The 20,304-nt window shown below is 71.5% G+C and carries 16 protein-coding genes; 8 read left to right on the top strand and 8 right to left on the bottom strand.

From position 1 onward, the window contains the following. The first annotated feature begins 111 nt into the window (after positions 1–111). Together GSY65_RS06700 and GSY65_RS06695 are read left to right on the top strand one after the other, a co-directional pair. The gene (locus tag GSY65_RS06700) at positions 112–1,167 is read left to right on the top strand and encodes an LLM class F420-dependent oxidoreductase (RefSeq protein WP_159766439.1); all 1,056 of its coding nucleotides are present in this window, start codon (positions 112–114) and stop codon (positions 1,165–1,167) included. Positions 1,168–1,400: 233 nt separating this feature from the next. Beyond that, positions 1,401–2,189 (top strand): ferritin-like domain-containing protein, encoded by a 789-nt coding sequence (locus tag GSY65_RS06695; protein WP_159766438.1) that lies wholly within the window; start codon positions 1,401–1,403, stop codon positions 2,187–2,189. Positions 2,190–2,260: 71 nt separating this feature from the next. Here GSY65_RS06695 and corA read toward each other — a convergent pair whose 3' ends face one another. Next, complete coding sequence (gene corA / locus GSY65_RS06690) at positions 2,261–3,256, bottom strand: magnesium/cobalt transporter CorA (protein WP_159766437.1); 996 nt, start codon at positions 3,254–3,256, stop codon at positions 2,261–2,263. A 251-nt stretch (positions 3,257–3,507) separates the two neighbouring features. On the opposite strand from corA, the gene GSY65_RS06685 reads away from it, so the two are divergent. From GSY65_RS06685 to GSY65_RS06665, 5 genes are all read left to right on the top strand, one after another. Continuing rightward, entirely contained in the window at positions 3,508–4,194 is a 687-nt protein-coding gene (locus GSY65_RS06685; RefSeq protein ID WP_159766436.1) for a histidine phosphatase family protein, read from the top strand. Positions 4,195–4,290: 96 nt separating this feature from the next. Continuing rightward, entirely contained in the window at positions 4,291–4,881 is a 591-nt protein-coding gene (locus GSY65_RS06680) for a DUF3090 domain-containing protein (protein ID WP_159766435.1), read from the top strand. After that, the gene (locus GSY65_RS06675; RefSeq protein WP_201452463.1) at positions 4,845–5,681 is read left to right on the top strand and encodes an SCO1664 family protein; all 837 of its coding nucleotides are present in this window, start codon (positions 4,845–4,847) and stop codon (positions 5,679–5,681) included. The genes GSY65_RS06680 and GSY65_RS06675 overlap by 37 nt, the downstream gene beginning before the upstream one ends. Positions 5,682–5,831: 150 nt before the next feature. Then, the gene (gene mshC, locus GSY65_RS06670) at positions 5,832–7,061 is read left to right on the top strand and encodes a cysteine--1-D-myo-inosityl 2-amino-2-deoxy-alpha-D-glucopyranoside ligase (RefSeq protein WP_159766434.1); all 1,230 of its coding nucleotides are present in this window, start codon (positions 5,832–5,834) and stop codon (positions 7,059–7,061) included. A 357-nt stretch (positions 7,062–7,418) separates the two neighbouring features. Further along, entirely contained in the window at positions 7,419–8,432 is a 1,014-nt protein-coding gene (locus GSY65_RS06665; protein ID WP_159766433.1) for a superoxide dismutase, read from the top strand. Between the two features lie 263 nt (positions 8,433–8,695). On the opposite strand, the gene GSY65_RS06660 is transcribed toward GSY65_RS06665, so the two are convergent. The 7 genes from GSY65_RS06660 to GSY65_RS06630 form a co-directional block, all read right to left on the bottom strand. Then, positions 8,696–9,688: a PAC2 family protein gene (locus GSY65_RS06660; protein WP_159766432.1), complete on the bottom strand. Its 993-nt coding sequence runs from the start codon at positions 9,686–9,688 to the stop codon at positions 8,696–8,698. Between the two features lie 156 nt (positions 9,689–9,844). Beyond that, positions 9,845–10,516 carry a FadR/GntR family transcriptional regulator gene (locus GSY65_RS06655; RefSeq protein WP_159766431.1) on the bottom strand — a complete coding sequence of 224 codons (672 nt, stop codon included), beginning with the start codon at positions 10,514–10,516 and terminating at the stop codon, positions 9,845–9,847. A 58-nt stretch (positions 10,517–10,574) separates the two neighbouring features. Next, positions 10,575–10,835, bottom strand: a complete 261-nt coding sequence (locus GSY65_RS06650; RefSeq protein WP_159766430.1) for a hypothetical protein — start codon at positions 10,833–10,835, stop codon at positions 10,575–10,577. Positions 10,836–11,123: 288 nt separating this feature from the next. Next, positions 11,124–12,740, bottom strand: a complete 1,617-nt coding sequence (locus tag GSY65_RS06645) for a glycerol-3-phosphate dehydrogenase/oxidase (RefSeq protein ID WP_159766429.1) — start codon at positions 12,738–12,740, stop codon at positions 11,124–11,126. Between the two features lie 53 nt (positions 12,741–12,793). Continuing rightward, entirely contained in the window at positions 12,794–14,332 is a 1,539-nt protein-coding gene (gene glpK / locus GSY65_RS06640) for a glycerol kinase GlpK (RefSeq protein WP_159766428.1), read from the bottom strand. A 97-nt stretch (positions 14,333–14,429) separates the two neighbouring features. Beyond that, entirely contained in the window at positions 14,430–15,230 is an 801-nt protein-coding gene (locus tag GSY65_RS06635; protein ID WP_159766427.1) for an MIP/aquaporin family protein, read from the bottom strand. 391 nt (positions 15,231–15,621) lie between these two features. Beyond that, a complete protein-coding gene (locus GSY65_RS06630) occupies positions 15,622–16,386 on the bottom strand; it encodes an IclR family transcriptional regulator (protein WP_159766426.1) in 765 nt (254 codons plus the stop codon). Between the two features lie 385 nt (positions 16,387–16,771). Here GSY65_RS06630 and metH point away from each other — a divergent pair, with 385 nt between their 5' ends. Continuing rightward, a complete protein-coding gene (gene metH / locus GSY65_RS06625) occupies positions 16,772–20,296 on the top strand; it encodes a methionine synthase (RefSeq protein ID WP_159766425.1) in 3,525 nt (1,174 codons plus the stop codon). Positions 20,297–20,304: the final 8 nt, after the last annotated feature.

Raw genomic sequence — 20,304 nt, 5'->3', positions numbered from 1 at the left:
GCAACCGTGCGACCAGCCCCGACGCACCCGCGCGCGCCCCACGGCCGCCTCCCCCCGGTATGGTCGGCGGGACAAGCACGTTACTGATCGGTAAGGGGAAGGCGGGTCTACATGAAGCTCGGCATCAACCTCGGTTACTGGGGCGCCGGAATGGACGGGGACAACCTGGCCGTGGCCCAGGAGGCCGACCGCCTCGGCTACGCGGTGTGCTGGGCGGCGGAGGCGTACGGCTCGGACGCCGCCACCGTGCTCAGCTGGGTCGCCGCCAAGACCGAACGCATCGACGTGGGCTCGGCCATCTTCCAGATCCCGGCCCGCCAGCCGGCCATGACCGCCATGACGGCCGCGACCCTGGACTCGCTCTCCGGCGGCCGGTTCCGCCTCGGCCTCGGGGTCTCCGGGCCGCAGGTCTCCGAGGGCTGGTACGGCGTGAAGTTCGACAAGCCGCTCGCCCGCACCCGCGAGTACGTCGAGATCATCCGCAAGGCGATGACCCGCGAGCGCCTGTCGCACGAGGGCGAGCACTGGACGCTGCCCCTGCCCGGCGGCCCCGGCAAGCCCCTCAAGCTGACCGTGCATCCCACGCGCGAGCACATCCCGCTGTACATCGCGGCGATCGGTCCGAAGAACCTGGAACAGACCGGTGAGATCGCCGACGGCGCGCTGCTGATCTTCCCGTCGGCCGCGCACCTGGAGGACACGGCCGTCACGCACCTGCGCGCGGGACGCGAGAAGGCCGGCAAGACCCTCGACGGCTTCGACGTGTGCCCGACGCTGCCGATCGCCGTCGGCGACGACAAGGACGTCACGACGCTCGCCGACACCTTCCGCCCGTACACCGCGCTGTACGTCGGCGGCATGGGCAGCCGCAAGCAGAACTTCTACAACCAGCTCGCCCGCCGCATGGGCTACGAGAAGGAGGCCGCCGAGATCCAGGACAAGTACCTCGGCGGCGACAAGGCGGGCGCCGCGGCCGCGATCCCGCACGAGCTGATCGACCAGACGACCCTCCTCGGCTCCGTGGAGCGCATCGCCGACCGTATGAAGGCCTACGCGGCGGCCGGCGTCACCACCCTCACGCTGGCGCCCGCGGGCTTCACCCTGGACGAGCGGATCGCCTCGCTGCGGGCCGGCACCGAGGCCCTGGAGCGGGCCGGGCTCGCGTAACGGGAGCGGCCGGCGCGCACGCCGGCCCGGAGAAGTTCTACGGCCGTGGTGGGGGCTCGGGGGTCTTCCCCGCCACGGCCGTCATGGAACACAACGCGCCACCGTCCCTCCCGGTTACGCGTTCTCGCGGCCCTGTCGTCCTTCGTTCGGCGGATTTGTCCGACACTGCTGTTGCCCGACCGCTGGTACCCCATTTGACTCGGTTCTCAGGGTCCTGCAGAGAGGTGCCTCAGATGCTTTCGGCCAAGAGCCTGTTCCAGGAGATCATCGACGACGACGAGTCGTTCCGGCTGTTCTGCTCCATCGCCGCCAGCGGCGAGTCGCAGGGCGGCTGGGAGAACGCGCGCATCGCCGCGCTCGTCCCGGAGAGCCAGCGCGCGCTCGCCCCCAGGATCACCCGTCACGGCGCGGACGAGGACAAGCACGGACGGATCTTCAACGCCCTGATGAGGAAACGCGGCCTCGAACCGGTGGAGGTCCCGCCGGACACCGACTACACGATGCTCCTGGAGCGCAGGGGCATCGGTCTGGCCCACGAGAAACTCAAGGCCGACCAGGCCCTCACGGTGCGGGACATCATCGTCTACCTGTCCCACAGCCGCGTCACCGAACAGCGTGCCTCCGAGCAGATGGTGCTGCTGCGCAAGCACTTCGCCGACCACCCGGAGATCGGCAAGGCCGTCCGGATGATCTCCGACGACGAGGACAACCACCTCGCGTACACCCACGAGGAACTCCTGCGGTTCGCCGCCGCCGGACACGGCCGCCTCATCCAGCGGACGCTGCGCGAGTGCGCCCTCGCCGAGATCGCCGTGTACCGCGACGTCAGCCTTGCCGTCATGGCCCACATGGGGCGCGTCCTCGGCTGGCCGAAGGCCAAGTCCGCCGTGCTCGCGGCGGGCATCCACGCGGTCTACGCCTACGAGCGGGTCCTCGGCTGGCGCCGCATGGTCACCCTGCAGATGCCGGCGCGCCGCGACGCGCTCGGCGGACCGGCGACGGCGGCACCCGAGTTCGCCTGAGCCCCCGGGCACGGCCGGCCGCTCGCGTGCGTGGCGCAGCCCCGCCCGCCCCGCGCGCGGCGGCCCGGCCGTCACAGCCAGCCCCGCCGCTTGAAGAGCCGGTACACCAGCACCTCCAGCGCGGCCGTCACCGCGATCACCACCGGGTACGACCACACCCAGCGCAGCTCGGGCATGTGCTCGAAGTTCATGCCGTAGACCCCGGCGACCATCGTGGGGATCGCCGCCATGGCCGCCCAGGCGGAGATCTTCCGCATGTCGTCGTTCTGCTGGACGCTCATCTGCGCGAGGTGCGCCGAGAGGATGTCGGACACCAGCCGGTCGAGGCCCTCGACGGACTCGTTCACCCGGGTGAGGTGGTCGCTGACGTCACGGAAGAAGGGCCGGGCCCCCTCGTTCACGAAGGGCACCGCGGCACCGGCGGCGCCCTGGCCGGAGAGGCGGGTCAGGGGCGCGGCGAGCGGGCCGGTGGCGCGGCGGAACTCCAGCACCTGACGCTTGAAGGTGTAGATCCGCGACGCCGTGTTCCGGGAGCCGCCGACGTCGGGGGAGAAGACCTCCGTCTCCAGTTCCTCCAGGTCCGTCTGGAGCTCGGTCGCCACCTCCAGGTAGTGGTCGACCGTGGCGTCCGTGATCGCGTACAGCACCGACGTGGGCCCCTCGCCCAGCAGTTCCGGCTCCTGCTCCAGCCGCCGCCGTACGGCGTTCAGGGGCGAGCCGCCGCCGTGGCGGACGGTCACCACGAAGGCGTCACCGAGGAACACCATGATCTCGTCGGTGCTCACCGTGTCCTCGGCCGGCTCGTACACGACCGGCTTCAGCACGACGAACAGCGAGTCGTCGTACACCTCGAGCTTCGGCCGCTGGTGTGCCTTCAGAGCGTCCTCGACGGCCAGCGGATGCAGCGCGAACTCCTCACTGACGAGGGCGAACTCCTTCTCCGTCGGCTCGTGCAGACCGATCCACACGAAGCCGCCCGAGGCACGCGCGGCGGCCAGTGCCTCGGAGAGGTCGCCGGGTCCCTCGGTACGGTGGCCGTCCCGATAGACGGCGCAGTCGACGATCACGGGGAGTTCCTTTCTCGACGGGGGGAGCCACCTAAGGGGCGTCGCGGGGCAGGCGGGAGTTTGACGCCAGCACGTAAGGGCTGTCCGGTGATCCGCGGTGGATCAGCGCACGGCGTGGGATGCGGTGCATCGCAGGGCGGAGGGGCGTCCGCGTACTGGATGTATGCGGGAGTTCCGACAACGCGGCGAGGTGCCGTAGCCGGCGTCGTGCGCCCGCCGGGGATCACGGGACAGCCCTTAGGCTGGGCCGCATGCCCACGTTGATCCTTGTCCGGCACGGCCGGTCCACCGCCAACACCGATGGGGTGCTCGCCGGGTGGACGCCCGGCGTCGCCCTCGACGAGCGCGGCACCGCGCAGGCCGCGGCGCTGCCCGGCCGACTCGCCGGGCTGCCGATCTCCGAGGTCGTCACCAGTCCCCTCCAGCGCTGCCAGGAGACGATCCGTCCCCTCCTGGGGGCCCGGCCCGAGCTGACGCCGCACACCGACGACCGCATCGGCGAGTGCCACTACGGCGACTGGTCCGGCCGCAAGCTCGCCGAACTCGCCGACGAGCCGCTGATGCAGGTCGTCCAGTCGCACCCGACCGCCGTGCAGTTCCCCGGCGGGGAGTCGATGCGGGAGATGCAGCACCGCGCCGCGGAGGCGGTACGGGAGTGGAACGCGCGCGTGGAGCGCGACCACGGAGCGGACGCCGTGTACGTGATGTGCTCCCACGGCGACATCATCAAGTCGCTCGTCGCGGACGCACTCGGACTTCATCTGGACCTCTTCCAGCGGATTTCTGTCGAACCGTGTTCCATCACCGCGATCCGTTACACACGACTGCGGCCGTTTCTCGTCCGTCTCGGCGACACCGGGGACTTCGCGTCCCTGGCGCCGCGCGAGGAACCCCCGCACGGCGACGCCGCCGTCGGGGGCGGCGCGGGAGCACCGTGATCGTCAACCGCAGTAGGGTGAAGCGGTCGCGACGGAGCTGAACCCGTCAGCAGCCGGAGCGACCGGTCCCGACGTCGATTCCAATGGAGACAGGACGTGTCCCGTCAGGTGTTCCTCTACGACCCCCCGGACCGCTTCGTGGCCGGTACGGTCGGGCTGCCCGGGCGCCGGACCTTCTTCCTGCAGGCCTCCTCAGGGCAGCGGGTCACCAGCGTGTCCCTGGAGAAGACCCAGGTTGCGGCGCTCGCCGAGCGCATGGACGAGTTGCTCGACGAGGTCGTGCGGCGCAGCGGCGGCAGTGCCCCGGTACCCGCCGTCGCTCCCACCGAGGTCTCGGACACGGCACCGCTGGAGACCCCCATCGAGGAGGAGTTCCGCGTCGGCACCATGGCCCTGGCCTGGGACGGCGACGAACAGCGCATGATCGTCGAGGCCCAGGCCCTGGTGGAGCTGGACGCCGAATCCGAGGAGGACCTCGCCGAGGCGGAGGAGCGACTCCTCCAGGACGAGGAGAACGGCCCGCCGATGCTCCGCGTCCGCCTCACCGGCGCGCAGGCCAGGGCCTTCGCCAAGCGCGCCCTCGACGTCGTCAACGCGGGCCGGCCGCCGTGCCCGCTGTGCAGTCTGCCGCTCGACCCGGAGGGACACGTATGTCCGCGCCAGAACGGATACCGCCGCGGGGCGTGACCTCCGACGGGCGGATCTCGGCCGCCGAGCTGCTGGCCGAGGGCGAGCTGACCGTGCGCGGCCAGGTGCGCGAGGCGTCCAACGCGGTCCTGTACTGCTCGGTGTCGTACGAGGGACGCGAGGCTGCCTGCGTCTACAAACCCGTCGCCGGGGAGCGCCCGCTGTGGGACTTCCCCGACGGGACGCTCGCGCAGCGCGAGGTCGCCGCGTACGAGGTGTCCGAGGCGACCGGGTGGGGCCTCGTACCGCCCACGGTGCTGCGTGACGGCCCGTACGGGCAGGGCATGTGCCAGCTGTGGATCGAGGGCGTGCCCGGATCGGAGCTGCTCGCCCTCGTGGACGGCGAGGAGGCGGGCGAGGGCTGGAAGGCCGTCGGGTTCGCCGAGGTCGGCGACGGCGGGACCGCGCTCCTCGTGCACGCCGACGACCGGCGACTGCGCCGCCTCGCCGTCCTCGACGCCGTCATCAACAACGCCGACCGCAAGGGCGGCCATCTCCTGCCCGCGGCCGAGGACCGGCTCTACGGCATCGACCACGGGGTGACCTTCAACGTCGAGAACAAGTTGCGGACCCTGCTGTGGGGATGGGCGGGGGAGCCCCTCACGGACGAGGCCGTCGACGTGCTGAGGCGACTGCGGGACGCGCTCGGCGACGGCGGCGCGCTGGCGGCGAAGCTGTCGTGCCTGATCACGGCCGCCGAACTGGACGCCACCAGGGAGCGGGTCGCCGCGCTGCTGCGGACCGGCCGTCACCCGGAACCGAGCGGGCAATGGCCGGCGATCCCCTGGCCGCCGGTGTGAGCGAACCCGCGGCGAAACCCCGGACGGGCGCGGCGGACAGCGCGGTCCGCCGCACCGTCCGCCCCGCCCTCCGGGCCCGGCGTCCCCCGCGCAGCCTCGCGCCGTCGGGCGCCCCGCTTAACCCGGCACGGATCGGGTTAGGCTCGTGGCATGTATGCCTGGCCCGCTTCTGAGGTCCCCGTCCTGCCCGGCAAGGGCCGCGACCTGAGGATCCACGACACCGCGACCGGCGGTCTGGTCACCCTTGACCCCGGTCCCGTCGCCCGTATCTACGTCTGCGGCATCACCCCGTACGACGCGACCCACCTGGGTCACGCGGCGACCTACAACGCGTTCGACCTCGTTCAGCGCGTGTGGCTCGACACCAAGCGGCAGGTTCACTACGTCCAGAACGTCACCGACGTCGACGACCCGCTGCTGGAGCGGGCCGAGCGCGACGGCATCGACTGGGCGGCCCTCGCCGAGAAGGAGACCGCCCTCTTCCGCGAGGACATGACCGCCCTGCGGATGCTGCCGCCGCAGGACTACATCGGCGCCGTCGAGGCCATCCCCGGCATCGTCCCGCTCGTCGAGCGGCTCCGCGACGCGGGCGCCGCGTACGAACTCGACGGCGACGTCTACTTCTCCGTCGAGTCCGACCCCCACTTCGGCGAGGTCTCCGGCCTCGACGCCGCGGCGATGCGGCTGCTGTCCGCCGAGCGCGGCGGCGACCCGGACCGGCCCGGCAAGAAGAACCCCCTCGACCCGATGCTGTGGATGGCCGCGCGCGAGGGCGAGCCCAGCTGGGACGGCGGCTCCCTCGGCCGCGGCCGGCCCGGCTGGCACATCGAGTGCGTCGCCATCGCCCTGGACCACCTCGGCATGGGCTTCGACGTGCAGGGCGGCGGCTCCGACCTCGCCTTCCCGCACCATGAGATGGGTGCCTCGCACGCCCAGGTGCTGACCGGCGAGTTCCCCATGGCGAAGGCGTACGTCCACGCCGGCATGGTGGCGCTGCACGGCGAGAAGATGTCGAAGTCCAGGGGCAACCTCGTCTTCGTCTCCCGGCTGCGCCAGGACGGGGTCGACCCGGCGGCCATACGGCTCGCGCTCCTCGCCCACCACTACCGGGCCGACTGGGAGTGGACCGACCAGGTCCTGGAGGATGCCGTGGCCCGGCTGGGCCGGTGGCGTGCCGCCGTCTCCCGGCCCGACGGGCCGCCCGCCGAGGCCCTCGTCGAGGAGATCCGCGAGGCCCTCGCCGACGACCTGGACGCCCCCGCCGCGCTCGCTGCGGTCGACCGCTGGGCCGCGCTGCAGCAGGAGCAGGGCGGTACGGACGAGGGGGCGCCCGGCGTCGTCTCCCGCGCCGTGGACGCCCTGCTCGGCGTGGCCCTGTGAAGTAACGACTCTGCACAGGCGGCACGGCTGTGCGCCGTCGGCACGACTCCGCACGGGCGGCACAGGCGTGAGCCGCCGTCACACGTGACGCTCTCAGGGCGGCGTGGCGGAGTCGCCGTGAGGGGCGCCCTCTCCGGACGGAGGGGGCGCCCCTTTCCCGTTGGATCGGGCCCCGCGCACGCGCGCGGCCCGCTCCCCGCGCGTACGCGGGGGTGTCGAGGAGGCCGGCGTGGGGCTGTCGAGACCCTGTCGGTCGGTCGGCGAGGGCTGCGGGGCGGGGCGGCATGTGATGGGGTGACAGACGTCAGTCGAAGCCGGACCGGCCAGCCGCCGGTCCCTTCGTGGAAGGGACGCACAGTGGTACCCCCGCACTCCTCATCCCGCTCCTCCCTCTCCCCGTTCTCCCCCCTCTCCGCCCGACACCCCGTCAGCCGACGCCAACTGCTCACGGCATCGGCCGCCACCGCGGGCGCCCTGCTCGTCGGCACGTCGGCCGCCGGGACCGCCGCGGCGGCCGGGAAGACCTGGCCGGACGTCATCCCGCTCCCCAACGGCTTCCGCCCCGAGGGCATCACCATCGGCGGCGGCCCCTACGCCTACCTCGGCTCCCTCGGCGACGGCTCCATCTACCGCGCCGACCTGCGCACCGGACAGGGCCGCATCATCTCCACCGGGCCCGGCACCCCCTCCGTCGGTCTCGAACTCGACGGACGGGGGCGGCTGTTCGTCGCCGGACGCGCCCAGGGCGCCCGTGTGGTGGACGTACGCACCGGCGCGGTCCTCGCCTCGTACCGGCTCACCACGAGCACGCCCACCTTCGCCAACGACGTCTTCCTCACCCCGCGCGCCGCCTGGTTCACCGACTCGTTCCAGCCGGCCCTCCACGCGCTGCCGCTCGGCAGGAACGGCGGGCTGCCGCACGCGGACGACGTCGTCACGCTCACCCTGCGCGGCGACTGGACCCAGGCGCCCGGCGAGACGGTCAACGCCAACGGCATCACCGGGACCCCGGACGGCAAGGCCCTGCTCGTCGTGCAGTCCGGCGCCGGGGGACTGCACCGGGTCGACCCGCGCACCGGCGTCACCCGGCTCGTCGACCTCGGGGACTCCGCGCCCCTCACCAACGGCGACGGCCTGCTGCTCCTCGGACGGCGGCTGTACGTCGTGCAGAACCGTCAGAACGCGATCGACGTGTTCAAGCTCGCCGCGGACGGCCGCACCGGCGTCTTCGAGGGCCGGCTCACGGACCCGGACTTCGACGTCCCGACGACCGTCGCCGCCCACAAGAACCGCCTGTACCTGCCCAACGCCCGCTTCACCACGACCCCGACGCCGGACACGACGTACACGGTCGTCGCCGTGGAGCGCTGACCGGCGGCTGACGCCCGACGGACCGGCACGGAGGAGGGAGTCCGCCGCGCTCCCCGCGCGCCCGGCGCCCCGCGTCAGGGGACGGGGGGCGCGGTGACACGTCCTCACACCGGGGCACCGGTCACGGGGGCCACGGTCACCGGCCACGGTCACCGGCCACGGGACCAGGTCTCGGGTCACGGCCACGGGAACGGGGCCAGCTCGCGGGTCACGGTCACGGTCACGGCACCAGGTCTCGGGTCACGGCCATGGGACCGCGCCGATCAGTCCTCCGACGACTCCTCGTCGTCGCCGGCGCCCGGCCGCGGCGGCTTCGGCGGTCGCGCCCGGCCACCGGGGTTGTCCTTCGGGTTCCACGCGCCGGGGCTGTCGCCCCCGTCGGCCGTGGCGTGCCCGCCGGCCGCACCGGTGGGTCCGCCGTCGCGGCGCCGCAGATACCGTTCGAACTCGCGGGCGATCGCCTCACCCGACGCCTCGGGCAGTTCCGCGGTGTCCCGCGCCTCCTCCAGCGTCTGCACGTACTCCGCGACCTCGCTGTCCTCGGCGGCCAGCTGGTCCACGCCCACCTGCCAGGCGCGCGCGTCCTCGGGCAGCTCGCCCAGCGGGATACGCACGTCGATCAGGTCCTCCAGGCGGTTGAGGAGGGCCAGCGTCGCCTTCGGGTTCGGCGGCTGCGACACGTAGTGCGGCACCGCGGCCCACAGCGACACCGCCGGGACCCCGGCGTGCGTGCACGCCTCCTGGAGGATGCCGACGATGCCCGTCGGGCCCTCGTACTTGGTCTCCTCCAGGTCCATCCGCTGCGCGAGATCCGGGTCCGACGTGACCCCGCTGACCGGGACCGGACGGGTGTGCGGGGTGTCGCCGAGCAGGGCGCCCAGGATCACCACCAGCTCCACGCCCAGTTCGTGGGCGAAGCCCAGCAGCTCGTTGCAGAACGAGCGCCACCGCATCGACGGCTCGATCCCCCGGACCAGCACGAGATCGCGGGGCTTCTCGCCGCCGACCCGCACCACCGACAACCTTGTCGTCGGCCAGGTGATCTTGCGTACGCCGCCGTCCAGCCACACCGTGGGCCGGTTGACCTGGAAGTCGTAGTAGTCCTCGGCGTCCAGCGCCGCGAACACCTCGCCCTTCCACTCCCGGTCCAGGTGCGCGACCGCGGTGGAGGCGGCGTCGCCGGCGTCGTTCCAGCCTTCGAACGCGGCCACCATGACTGGGTCGATCAGCTCGGGAACCCCCTCCAGCTCGATCACCCAGCGCCTCCTTCCGACGTGCCCTCGCGTACGCCCCAACCTTACGGCGTGCCCAGGGGGCCTTCGCAGCCCCCTTGCACGGGGGAGTGAACGGATCAATGCCCCGTTCGCGCGGCGGAAACACGCGCCGCCCGCCGGGCGCGGGCGATCACCGCCTCACAGCGACGACCGCAGCCACTGCTCGACGCTCGCGATGTGGACCGTCGCCCAGGAGCGGGCGGCCTCGGCGTCGCGGTCACGCAGGGCGGCGAGGATGGCGCGGTGTTCGTGGAGGGTGCGGCTGACGGCGTCCTCCTGGGTCAGGCCGCGCCAGACACGGGCCCGGGTGGTGGGGCCGGACAGGCCGTCCAGGAGGGAGCAGAGCACGGAGTTGCCGGAACTCTGTACGATGCCCTTGTGGAACTCCAGGTCGCAGGCGACCAGTTCCTCCACCGACGGATCGTCGCCCAGCTTGTCCAACTGGGCTCCCAGCGCGTCCAGTTGCTGCTCGCTGATGCGCTGGGCGGCCATCGCGGTGGCCGCCGGCTCCAGAATGCGGCGCACCGCGAGGAACTCCAGCACCGTGTCGTCGCGGTGGAAGTCGACCACGAAGCTCAGCGCCTCCAGCAGGAGCTGGGGGTCGAGACTCGTCACATACGTGCCGTCGCCCTGCCGTACGTCCAGGATGCGGATCAGCGACAGCGCGCGCACCGCCTCGCGCAGCGAGTTGCGGGACAGCCCCAGGTCGGCGGCGAGCTCGCTCTCCTTGGGCAGCCGGTCGCCCGGGCGCAGCGCGCCGGAGACGATCATGTCCTTGATCTTCTCGATCGCCTCGTCGGTGACTGCCATGGCGACCGCCCTCCCTGTCGTTCCCTGCCTGATCAGACATCCGATGTCTCAGAGGTCATTATGGGCCACCCGCGGGTGAGCGTTCCGGTCCCCGCGTCACGTACACCGCCGCCGCGACCATCAGCGGCACGTTGAAGGCGTACACCAGCGCCGCCCGCCGTTCCCAGGCGTGCTTCGCCGCCAGCCGGTAGAAGTTGTCCTGCGGCCACCAGGAGACCAGCAGCCACACCACGGCCGGATGGGCCGCCGTCGTCAGTCCCCCGGACCGGCCCTGGCGGCATGCCTCGGACAACCGATGGAGTTCGTTTGCCCCGTTCATGACCCTTGATCAGGGCAGTGGCAGGGCCCACAGGGAAGAAGCCCCGATCGCGGGGCGCACTGACCGGAAGAAGCCCCGATCGCGGAGGCGCACTGACCGGAAGAAGCCCTGACCGGTGAGAAGCTCCGGCACATGCCGAAGGGGCGGTCCCACCGATGCGGTGGAACCGCCCCCTCGCGGTCCGGCCCCGGAGCGGCGGGGGCCGTTTCCCGGCCGTCCGGCCCCGGTCAGGGGAGAGGCCGGAGGGCGGGCGGGCCTTTTTCTCGTCAACTTCTTGCCGAGCAGGTGCTACTTCTTGTCGAGCAGGTCCTGGACCTTGGCGCGGACCTCGTCCGTCGCCAGACCCCGGATCGTCAGCGTCGTACGGCGGCGCAGCACGTCGTCGGCCGTCTCGGCCCACTCGGTGTCACGGGCGTACACGACCTGCGCCCAGATCTCCGGCGCGTCGGGGTGGACCCGCTCGGCCAGATCGGGGTTCTCGTTGGCGAGACGGGCGATGTCGAAGGCCAGCGAACCGTAGTGCGTGGCCAGGTGGCGCGCGGTGTCCGCGCCCATGCGGGGGCCCGGCGCCGGGCGGTCGGTGAGCAGCCGGTGCGCGACCGCCCGCGGGTTGGCGATGCCCGGCAGCGGCAGCTTCCTCGGCAGCGTGGACACCGACTCGAAGTCCTCGCCCAGCGGGTGGCCGGGCAGGGTCTCCAGCTTCTTCATGATGGTGCGGCCGATGTGCCGGAACGTCGTCCACTTGCCGCCCGCGATGGACAGCATGCCGCCCCGGCCCTCGGTGACGACCGTCTCCCGCTTGGCCTTGGCGGTGTCGCCGGGGCCACCCGGCAGCACCCGCAGCCCCGCGAAGGCGTACGTGATCAGATCACGGTCGAGCTGCTGGTCCCGGACGGAGAACGCGGCCTCGTCCAGGATCTGGGCTATGTCCTTGTCGTTGACGGCGACGTCCGCGGGGTCGCCCTCGTACATCTCGTCCGTGGTGCCCAGCAGGAGCATGTCCTCCCAGGGCAGCGCGAACGTGATGCGGTACTTGTCGATCGGGGTGGCGAGCGCGGCCTTCCACGGGGAGGTCCGCTTCAGCACCAGGTGCGCGCCCTTGGACAGCCGTATCGAGGGGGCCGCGTTCGGGTCCTCCATACGGCGCAGGTGGTCGACCCAGGGGCCGGTCGCGTTCAGCACCAGCCGGGCGCTCACACCGAACTCGTCGCCGGAGAGCCGGTCGCGCAGCTCGGCGCCGGTCACCCGGCCCTTGGTGAAGCGCAGCCCGGTGACCTCGGCGTGGTTCAGCACCACCGCGCCGGACTCGACGGCCGCGCGGACCGTCATCAGCGCCATCCGGGAGTCGTTCATCTGGCCGTCGCCGTACACGGCCACGGCCTTCAGGTTCTCGGTGCGCAGCTCGGGCACGTCCTGCGCGGCCCTCGCCGGCGACAGCAGATGGCCGACGCCGTCACCGAAGGCCGACAGCGCGGAGTAGGCGAACACGCCCGCCCCGAGCTTCGCCGCGCCGTGCGGCCCGCCCTTGTACACGGGGAGGTAGAACGTGAGCGGGTTCGCGAGGTGGGGGGCCACCTGGCGGGAGACCGCACGGCGCTCGAAGTGGTTCTCCGCGACCAGCTTCACCGCGCCGGTCTGCAGGTAGCGCAGACCGCCGTGGAGCAGCTTGGAGGAGGCGGAGGAGGTGGCTCCGGCGAAGTCACCGGCGTCGACCAGCGCCACCCTGAGCCCGGACTGCGCGGCGTGCCAGGCGGTGGAGATGCCCAGGATGCCGCCGCCGATCACGAGGAGGTCGTACGACGCCTTGGAGAGCTGCTCCCGGGTCTCGGCTCGGCTCGGGTTCGAGCCGGACGCCGGGCGCGTCCCCAGGGCAGGCAGGGCTTGCAGGGTGGGCTGACTGGTCATGTCGGGTTCTTACTCCTCATCAGAGCCGGTACCGGAGCCTTCGGGGCCCCGGCTCAGCTCTCGTCCTCGAGCCAGCCCATGGTCCGCTCGACGGCCTTGAGCCAGCTCTTGTACTCACGGTCGCGGGTCTCCGCGTCCATGCGGGGGGTCCACTCGGCGGCCCGCCGCCAGTTGGCGCGCAGGTCGTCGGTGCTGGTCCAGAAGCCGACGGCGAGGCCGGCGGCGTAGGCGGCACCGAGGCAGGTCGTCTCGGCGACCATCGGGCGCACCACGGGGGCGTCCAGGAAGTCCGAGAGGGTCTGCATCAGCAGGTTGTTGGAGGTCATGCCGCCGTCGACCTTCAGGGCCGCGAGCTCCACGCCCGAGTCCTTGGTCATGGCGTCCGTGATCTCACGGGTCTGCCAGGCGGTGGCCTCCAGGACGGCGCGCGCGAGGTGCGCCTTGGTGACGTACCGGGTGAGGCCGGCGATCACACCGCGGGCGTCGGAGCGCCAGTACGGGGCGAACAGACCGGAGAAGGCCGGCACGAAGTACGCGCCGCCGTTGTCCTCGACCGAGAGCGCGAGGGTCTCGATCTCGGCGGCGGTGGAGATGAGGCCCATCTGGTCGCGCATCCACTGCACCAGCGAGCCGGTGACGGCGATCGAGCCCTCCAGCGCGTACACCGGGGCCTCGTCGCCGATGCGGTAGCCGACGGTGGTCAGCAGGCCCGAGTACGAGTTGATGATCTTCTCGCCGGTGTTCATCAGCATGAACGTGCCGGTGCCGTAGGTGGACTTCGCCTCGCCCTCGGCGAAGCAGGTCTGGCCGAACAGCGCCGCCTGCTGGTCGCCGAGCGCCGAGGCGACCGGGATGCCGCCGAGCAGGTCGCCGAGCTTGCCACCGGTGACCTCGCCGTACACCTCGGCGGAGGAGCGGATCTCCGGGAGCATCGACAGCGGCACGCCGATGGACTCGGCGATCTTCGCGTCCCACTGCAGCGTGTGCAGGTTCATCAGCATGGTGCGGGAGGCATTGGTGACGTCGGTGTAGTGCTTGCCGCCGTTGACGCCGCCGGTCAGGTTCCAGATGACCCAGGTGTCCATGGTGCCGAAGAGGATGTCGCCGGCCTCGGCGCGCTCGCGCAGGCCCTCGACGTTGTCCAGCAGCCACCGGGCCTTCGGACCGGCGAAGTAGGAGGCCAGCGGCAGACCGGTCTCACGGCGGAAACGGTCCTGCCCGACGTTGCGGCCGAGTTCCTTGCACAGGGCGTCGGTGCGGGTGTCCTGCCAGACGATGGCGTTGTGGACGGGCTCACCGGTGTTCTTGTCCCAGAGCAGCGTGGTCTCGCGCTGGTTGGTGATGCCGATGGCCTTGATGTCGTCGCGGGTGATGCCGGCCTTCTGGATGGCTCCGGCGACGACTTCCTGGACGTTGGTCCAGATCTCGTTGGCGTCGTGCTCGACCCAGCCCGGCTTCGGGAAGATCTGCTCGTGCTCCTTCTGGTCGACGGAGACGATGCGGCCGTCCCGGTCGAACACGATGCAGCGGCTGGAGGTGGTGCCCTGGTCGATGGCGGCGACGAAGGGGCCGGCGGTGTGGGCGTCGGTCACGGTGTGCTCCTGAAGGTCAACTGGTCGAAGGGCGGTACGTACGGCGCGTGCCGGGTGTCGGGCGACACCTGCGGCTCGTCGCGCGCAGGCGGGGCTGTCAGGCGAACGCGACGTTGTAGATGCCCGCGGCGACGGCGGCGCCGAGCAGCGGACCGATCACCGGGACCCAGGCGTAGCTCCAGTCGGAGCCGCCCTTGTTGGGCAGGGGCAGAAGGGCGTGCACGATGCGCGGACCGAGGTCACGGGCCGGGTTGATGGCGTAACCGGTCGGACCGCCGAGGGACAGACCGATCGAGACCACGACAAGTGCGGTGATCAGGGCGCCGAGGGTGCCGAGACCCTTGCCGCTGTCGTTGAGGCCCTGGGTGAGGACCGCGAGGACCAGCACGAAGGTGCCGATGACCTCGGTGGCGACGTTCTGCACCGCGTTGCGGATCTCGGGACCGGTGGAGAAGATGCCGAGCACCGGGCCGGCGCCGGACTCACGGGCCTCGACGGCCTTCGCCTTGGTGGTCTCCGCGCCCGGACCGCCGACGATCTCCTTGTCGGTGAGGTGGGCGTGGAACTGGCCGTAGTAGGCGACCCAGACCAGAGCGGCACCGATCATCGCGCCGAGGAGCTGCCCGCCCCAGTAGGTGGGGACCTGGCTCCACGGGATGCCGTTGTCCTTCAGCGCGAGCGCGAGGGTCACGGCCGGGTTCAGGTGCGCGCCGGAGAGCGGCGCGGAGGTGTAGACGGCCGTCAGAACGGCAAAACCCCACCCGAAGGTGATGGCGAGCCAACCGGCGTTACGGGCTTTGGAGGCCTTCAGTGTGACGGCGGCGCAGACGCCACCGCCGAGCAGGATGAGTATGGCGGTACCTATGGTCTCGCCGATGAAGATGTCGGAGCTGGACACCCGCGACTCCTTTGTCCTTCGTCCAGGGGAAGGCGGACCACGGGTCCCATTCCGGAGGTCCGCGCCCTCGGGGGTGAGAGCTGCACCGGCCCTTGGCGTTGTCACACTCTAGCGCGTATTGCCGGTAAGTGTTCGACAATGCCGACCGATGGACGGGAGTCTTGCTGTGGCGTGCGCGACTCGTCAAGGGTCCCGTTATCGAAAACCCGATCGTTACTGATCGAACTGTCTTATCGATCGTGCGTCCGCTGCCGTGCGCGCGCACGCCGAGACCGCCGCGACCGCATACGGCGAGGGCCGGGACACGGTCGGTGTCCCGGCCCTCGAAGGCGCGGCGGCCGCCGCACGGCACGCTCGCGGCGGCCCGGCGGTGGCGGTGGGGGGAGCGGGGTCAGAAGCGGGCGGCGCCCAGGTCCCGCGAGACGGCGCGGGCGCAGTCCCGCACCGCCGCGATCAGCTCGGGCCGCAGCTCGCCGTCCCGGCGCAGCCGTTCCACGGCGCCCGTGATGCCGACCGCACCGACGGGCATGCGCCGCCGGTCGTGGATGGGGGCCGCGATCGAGGCGACGCCCTCCCAGGTCTCCTCGACGTCGTCCGCGTACCCGCGCGCGCGGGTACGGTCCAGGACGTGCTCGAAGGCGTCCGGCTCGCACACGGTCCGCTCGGTGAACGCCTTGCGGTCGGTCTCCAGGACCTCGCTGTGCGCCACCGGGTCGTAGGCCGCGAGGACCTTGCCGAGGGCCGTGGAGTGCAGCGGCTGCATGGCCCCTATCTCCAGCACCTGCCGGCTGTCGTCGGGCCGGAAGACGTGGTGCACGATCAGCACGCCCTGCTGGTGCAGCACTCCCAGGTGGACGCTCTCGCCGCTGGAGCGGGCCAGGTCGTCCGTCCACACCAGGGCCCGCGCCCGCAGTTCGTGGACGTCGAGGTAGGTGGTGCCCAGGCGCAGCAGCTCGGCGCCCAGCTGGTAGCGCCCGGAGGCGTCGTCCTGCTCGACGAAGCCCTCCTGCTGGAGGGTGCGCAGTATGCCGTGGGCGGTGCCTTTCGCGAGGCCCAGCGACGAGGCGATGTCCGACAGGCCGAGTCGTCGCTCGCCGCCCGCGAGCAGCCGCAGCATCGCGGCCGCCCGTTCGAGCGACTGGATGTTCCGTGCCATCGCCGTCCTGCCTCCGTCCCCTTCGACCGCCGCCCGCGCATGAACTTCCGCCGTTCGGCAATGTCGAACACTACCGGTCGTTGCCGACCTCTCGCTAATAGCCGTCAACACCTTTTCGGCCGAACCTGCCCAGGCGGCGCCCGTCCGGTGCCGTTCCCGTGCCCGTCCCGTGCACGTCCGGTGCACGTCCCCTGGACACCAGGTGCCCGAGCGGTGTCCGCCGTTCGTCCGTCGAGGGAGTAAACCGCACTCGACCGCTCACGCCACGCCGGTCCGTCCCGTGGACGCCCCTGACCCTCACCGGCTCTCCGGGCTACCCTGACGGCGTGCGCCTTCCGCGGGAAGACGCAAAGCCGACAGCCGTCGCACTCCAGGGAGCACCTTCATGGCCTCGTCGCCGAATCCGTCCCCTTCGTCCGCCGCCGCAGGCCGGGCCCGTTCCGACGCCCTGCGCGAGGCCCTCGCCACCCGCGTCGTGGTGGCCGACGGCGCGATGGGCACGATGCTCCAGGCCCAGGACCCCACCCTGGACGACTTCCAGCAGCTGGAGGGCTGCAACGAGGTCCTGAACGTGACCCGCCCCGACATCGTCCGCTCGGTGCACGCCGCCTACTTCGAGGCGGGCGTCGACTGCGTCGAGACCAACACCTTCGGCGCGAACCTCACCGCCCTCGGCGAGTACGACATCCCCGAGCGCACCGCCGAGCTGTCCGAGGCCGGCGCCCGCATCGCCCGCGAGACCGCCGACGAGTTCGCCGCCCGCGACGGCCGGCAGCGCTGGGTCCTCGGCTCGATCGGCCCCGGCACCAAGCTGCCCACCCTCGGCCACACCACCTTCACCGCGATCCGCGACGCCTACCAGCAGAACGCCGAGGGCCTCCTCGCCGGCGGCGCCGACGCCCTGCTCGTGGAGACCACCCAGGACCTGCTGCAGACCAAGGCGTCCGTCCTCGCCGCCCGCCGCGCCATGGCCACCGCCGGCTACGACGTCCCGCTGATCGTGTCGGTCACCGTCGAGACCACCGGCACCATGCTCCTCGGCTCCGAGATCGGCGCCGCGCTGACCGCGCTGGAACCGCTGGGCATCGACATGATCGGCCTGAACTGTGCCACCGGCCCCGCCGAGATGAGCGAACACCTGCGCTACCTCTCGCGGCACTCCCGCGTCCGGCTCTCCTGCATGCCGAACGCCGGCCTGCCCGTGCTCACCAAGGACGGCGCCCACTACCCGCTGACCGCCCCCGAGCTGGCCAGCGCCCAGGAGAACTTCGTCCGCGAGTACGGCCTGTCCCTCATCGGCGGCTGCTGCGGCACCACCCCCGAGCACCTGCGCCAGGTCGTCGAACGCGTCCGCGACCTCACCCCGGCCGAGCGCCACCCCCGCCCCGAGCCCGGCGCCGCATCCCTCTACCAGACCGTGCCGTTCCGCCAGGACACCTCGTACCTGGCCATCGGCGAGCGCACCAACGCCAACGGCTCGAAGAAGTTCCGCGAGGCCATGCTGGAGGGCCGCTGGGACGACTGTGTGGAGATGGCCCGCGACCAGATCCGCGAGGGCGCCCACATGCTCGACCTGTGCGTCGACTACGTGGGCCGCGACGGCGTCGCCGACATGGCCGAACTCGCCGGCCGTTTCGCCACCGCCTCCACCCTGCCCATCGTCCTCGACTCCACCGAGGTCGACGTCATCCAGGCCGGCCTGGAGAAGCTCGGCGGACGCGCGGTCATCAACTCCGTCAACTACGAGGACGGCGACGGCCCCGAGTCCCGCTTCGCGAAGGTCACCCGGCTCGCCCAGGAGCACGGCGCCGCGCTGATCGCCCTCACCATCGACGAGGAGGGCCAGGCCCGCACCCCGGAGAAGAAGGTCGAGATCGCCGAACGGCTCATCGACGACCTCACCGGCAACTGGGGCATCCACGAGTCGGACATCCTCATCGACACCCTGACCTTCACCATCTGCACCGGTCAGGAGGAGTCCCGGCGGGACGGCATCGCCACCATCGAGGCGATCCGCGAACTCAAGCGCCGCCACCCGGACGTGCAGACCACCCTCGGCCTGTCCAACATCTCCTTCGGCCTCAACCCGGCCGCCCGCATCCTGCTCAACTCGGTCTTCCTCGACGAGTGCGTCAAGGCCGGCCTCGACTCGGCGATCGTGCACGCCAGCAAGATCCTGCCCATCGCCCGCTTCGACGAGGAGCAGGTGCAGACGGCCCTCGACCTCATCTACGACCGCCGACGCGAAGGCTACGACCCCCTCCAGAAGCTCATGCAGCTCTTCGAGGGCGCCACCGCGAAGTCCCTGAAGGCGGGCAAGGCCGAGGAACTGGCCGCCCTGCCGCTGGAGGAGCGCCTCAAGCGCCGCATCATCGACGGCGAACGCAACGGCCTGGAGGCCGACCTCGACGAGGCCCTGCTCACCCGCCCGGCCCTCGACATCGTCAACGACACCCTCCTCGACGGCATGAAGGTCGTCGGTGAGCTCTTCGGCTCCGGCCAGATGCAGCTGCCGTTCGTCCTGCAGTCCGCCGAGGTCATGAAGGCCGCCGTCGCGCACCTCGAACCCCACATGGAGAAGTCGGACGCCGAGGGCAAGGGCACCATCGTCCTCGCCACCGTCCGCGGCGACGTCCACGACATCGGCAAGAACCTCGTCGACATCATCCTGTCCAACAACGGCTACAACGTCGTCAACCTCGGCATCAAGCAGCCGGTCTCCGCGATCCTCGACGCCGCCGAGGAACACCGCGCCGACGTCATCGGCATGTCCGGACTCCTGGTCAAGTCCACGGTGATCATGAAGGAGAACCTGGAGGAGCTGAACCAGCGGGGCCTCGCCGCGAACTACCCCGTCATCCTCGGCGGCGCCGCCCTCACCCGCGCCTACGTCGAGCAGGACCTGCACGAGATCTACGAGGGCGAGGTCCGCTACGCCCGCGACGCCTTCGAGGGCCTGCGCCTGATGGACGCCCTCATCGGCGTCAAGCGCGGCGTGCCCGGCGCCAGGCTGCCCGAGCTGAAGCAGCGCCGGGTCCGCGCCGCCACCGCCACGGTCGTCGAGGAGCGCCCCGAGGAGGGCCACGTCCGCTCCGACGTCGCCATCGACAACCCCGTGCCCACCCCGCCGTTCTGGGGCACCCGCGTCAGCAAGGGCATCCAGCTCAAGGAGTACGCCACCTGGCTGGACGAGGGCGCCCTCTTCAAGGGCCAGTGGGGACTCAAGCAGGCCCGCACCGGCGAGGGCCCCAGCTACGAGGAGCTCGTGGAGAGCGAGGGCCGGCCCCGGCTGCGCGGCCTGCTGGACCGCCTCCAGACCGAGAACCTCCTCGAAGCGGCCGTCGTCCACGGCTACTTCCCCTGCGTCTCCAAGGACGACGACCTGATCATCCTCGACGACGCCGGCAACGAGCGCACCCGCTTCTCCTTCCCCCGCCAGCGCCGCGGCCGCCGCCTGTGTCTCGCCGACTTCTTCCGCCCGGAGGAGTCCGGCGAGACCGACGTCGTCGGACTCCAGGTCGTCACCGTCGGCTCCCGCATCGGCGAGGAGACCGCCAGGCTCTTCGAGTCCAACTCCTACCGCGACTACCTCGAACTCCACGGCCTGTCCGTGCAGCTGGCCGAGGCCCTCGCCGAGTACTGGCACGCCCGGGTGCGCGCCGAACTCGGCTTCTCCGGTGAGGACCCGGCGGCCATCGAGGACATGTTCGACCTCAAGTACCGAGGCGCCCGCTTCTCCCTCGGCTACGGCGCCTGCCCCGACCTCGAGGACCGCGCCAAGATCGCCGAACTCCTGGAGCCCGAGCGCATCGGCGTCCAGCTCTCGGAGGAGTTCCAGCTCCACCCCGAGCAGTCCACGGACGCCATCGTGATCCACCACCCCGAGGCGAAGTACTTCAACGCCCGCTAGAAGGCTGA

Source organism: Streptomyces sp. HM190, assembly GCF_009857135.1.
Taxonomy (GTDB): Bacteria; Actinomycetota; Actinomycetes; order Streptomycetales; family Streptomycetaceae; genus Streptomyces; species Streptomyces heilongjiangensis.
This window is presented reverse-complemented; position numbering and strand designations above follow the sequence as displayed.